This is a genomic window from Falsiroseomonas selenitidurans (assembly GCF_012103215.1).
Lineage (GTDB): Bacteria > Pseudomonadota > Alphaproteobacteria > Acetobacterales > Acetobacteraceae > Falsiroseomonas > Falsiroseomonas selenitidurans.
The window spans coordinates 1-2,236 of sequence record NZ_JAAVNE010000112.1; the positions used below are offsets into that span (position 1 = coordinate 1).

At 77.7% G+C, this 2,236-nt stretch carries 2 protein-coding genes and 1 pseudogene; all 3 read left to right on the top strand.

The window, feature by feature from the left end:
• Nucleotides 1-606, top strand: a 606-nt coding sequence (locus tag HEQ75_RS27515) for a chemotaxis protein CheW (RefSeq protein WP_168035317.1), incomplete at its 5' end; no start/stop codon positions are given.
• Entirely contained in the window at nucleotides 603-1,643 is a 1,041-nt protein-coding gene (locus HEQ75_RS27520; protein ID WP_168035318.1) for a chemotaxis protein CheB, read from the top strand. The genes HEQ75_RS27515 and HEQ75_RS27520, both read left to right, overlap by 4 nt.
• Nucleotides 1,640-2,236, top strand: a pseudogene (locus HEQ75_RS27525) (hypothetical protein); the annotation flags it as partial. The gene HEQ75_RS27520 and the pseudogene HEQ75_RS27525, both read left to right, overlap by 4 nt.

The following is a 2,236-nucleotide window of genomic DNA, read 5'->3' on the forward strand; positions in this document are numbered from 1 at the left end:
GGCGCCGCCGCCCCTGCCGCGCCGCCGCCCCTGCTGGTGCTGTTCCGCCATGGCGGCCGCCGCCTGGGCCTGCCCTGCGCCCGCGTCGCCCCCGCCCGCCCCGGCGAGCCCACCCTGCTGCCGCGGCTGGAGGCGGAGCCCGAGGCGCTGGAATCCGCCCCCCTGGCGGAGGCGGTGCCGCCGCCGGCGCCGGAGCCGCTGCGCACCCTGCTGGTCTGCGTCGCCGCCGGCCAGGCCTTCGCCCTGCCGGTGGAGGAGGTGCTGGCGGTGATTCCGCCCGTCGCCCCCACACCCGCGCCGGATGGCAGGCTGGCGGATTTCCGCGGCGTCGCGGCGCATCGCGGCGATGTGCTGCCGGTGCTGGATGCGGGCGCGCGGCTGGGCCTGGCCGATGTGCTGCTCGATGGCTGGACGGAAGCGCCCCTGCTGCGCCTGGCCGGGCCGCGCCCGGTGGCGCTGGCGGTCAGCCAGGTGACCGGGCTGCGCCGCATCCCCGAACGCCTGATCGCCGCCGTGGCCAGCGAGGGGCTGGTCTCTGCCGTCGCCACCCAGGGCGATGCGCCGCTGCCCATCTGCCGCGCCGCCGTGCTCGGCGCGCTGCGATGATCCGCGTCCTCGTCGTGGACGACAGCGGCTTCATGCGCATGGCGCTGCGCCGGATCATCGAGGCGGAGGGCGACCTGCGCGTGGTGGGGGAGGCCGCGGACGGCGAGGCGGCAATCGAGCAGGCGGCGAAGCTGCGGCCGGATGTCATCGCCATGGATGTGGAGATGCCGAAGCTCGATGGGCTGGAGGCGACCCGCAAGATCATGGCGCTGCCGGACCCGCCGGCGGTCCTGATGGTCAGCCACCACACCAGCGACGGCTCTGCCAGCGCGCTGGCCGCGCTGGACCGCGGCGCGGTGGACTACCTGCACAAGGATGGCGACCTGGGCGGCGTCGATCTCTCCATGCTGGACCGCGAATTGCGTGGCCGGCTGCGCCACTGGGCGGGGCAGCGCGCGTCGGTGCGGCCGGCGGCGCGCGGCGCGGCGCCGGTGCGCGTGGTGCGGGCATCGGGCGGCTGCGACGTGGTGGTGGTCGGGGCTTCCACCGGCGGGCCGGATGCGCTGGCCGCCTTCCTGGCCGCGGCCGGGCGGCTGCCGGTGCCCTGCGTGGTGGCGCAGCACATGCCGGCGGAGCTGGCGCCGGACCTGGCGCAGCATTTGGCGCGGCTGTCCGGCGTGCCGGTGGGCGTCGGCCGCGCCGGGCAACGCCTGATGGGGGGGGAGGTCGCGGTGATTCCCGGCGGCACCGATGGCCATCTGGCGCGCGGTGCCGGCGTGGCGGAAGCCGGGCTGGTGCTGAGGCTCGCTTCCGGCCCGGCAGCGGTGCATCCTTCGGTCGACCTGCTGTTCCAATCGGCGGCGCTGGTGGCGCGGCGGGCGCTGGGCGTGGTGCTGACCGGCATGGGCCGGGACGGGTCCCTGGGGGCGCGGGCGATGCAGGACAGGGGGATGCCGGTTCTGGCGCAGTCGCCGGCCAGTTGCGTGGTGGCCGGGATGCCGGGCGCGCTGATCGAGGCCGGGCTGGCGCTGGAAACCGCGGACCCTGCCGGGCTCGGCCGCCGCGTTGCCGCCCTGGCGCAGGAGAAGCTGCCATGACGCCGCTGGACCGCGACCTGCTGGACGCCTTCGTGCCGGAATTCGAGGCCGAGGCGGTACGCCTGGCCATGGTGCGCGACGCGCCGGCGGCGCAGCGGGCGCTGGACCAGCTGCGCGCCATGGCCGCGGCGCTCGGCGCGCCCTCCCTGGTCGCGCTGGTGGAACGCACGGCACAGGCGCTGGAGGCGCAGGACTGGCCCGCCTTGCATGCGGGGGCGGAGGCGCTGGCCCGCCAGGCGCTGGCGATCGGCGCCGCCGGGGAGGACCAGCCGCTGGCCGAAGCCGCGCCGCCGGCTGAAGCCCTGATGCCCGAGGCACCACCGCCGCCGGATCCGGACCGGGAGATGCTGGACGCGCTGGCGCCGGAATTCGCCGCCGCCTGCGACCGCCTGGCCGGCGCTGCCGATCCCACCGCGGCGGGCCGGGCGGTGGATGCGCTGCGCGCCCTGGCGGCCGCCAGTGGCCTCGCCTCCCTGCGCCTGCTGGCGGAGCGCGCGGCGCCGCTGCTGGACCCCTTCGATGTCGCGGGGCTTGGCGCCCTGGCCGCGGCGCTGGCGGCGCAGGCGGCGCGCGTCGTCGCGCATGGCGCCGAC